The sequence below is a fragment of the Acinetobacter sp. UBA3132 genome, from assembly GCF_002364825.1.
GTDB classification, from domain to species: Bacteria; Pseudomonadota; Gammaproteobacteria; order Pseudomonadales; family Moraxellaceae; genus Acinetobacter; species Acinetobacter schindleri.
The window spans coordinates 3,987-4,306 of the sequence record NZ_DEZM01000234.1 but is presented as its reverse complement, the minus strand read 5'-3'; the positions used below and the strand labels follow the sequence as shown (position 1 = coordinate 4,306).

The 320-nt window shown below is 42.8% G+C and carries 1 pseudogene; it reads right to left on the bottom strand.

The window, feature by feature from the left end:
* A pseudogene (gene gyrB, locus B4033_RS13180) lies at positions 1-320 on the bottom strand (DNA gyrase subunit B); the annotation flags it as partial.

The window sequence follows — 320 nt, the reverse complement described above, 5'->3', positions numbered from 1 at the left end:
GGGATGTTGTTGGTAAAGCAGCGTACATTTTCCTGATAAGAATCATTCCATTGTAATGCCACTTCTACCCCGATCCCGTTCTCCGCCATCGTAGTAAAATGGAAGATATCATTCAGGTGAGTTTTGCCCTCATTGATATATTTCACAAATTCGGACAGACCACCTTCATAATCAAATACATATTCAGCATTAATGCGTTCATCACGCAGTACGATACGCACACCGGCATTCAGGAATGACAATTCACGTAAACGGCGCGCCAGAATATCGACATTGAAAATGGTCTGACTAAAGGTTTCAGCACTTGGCCAGAAACGTAC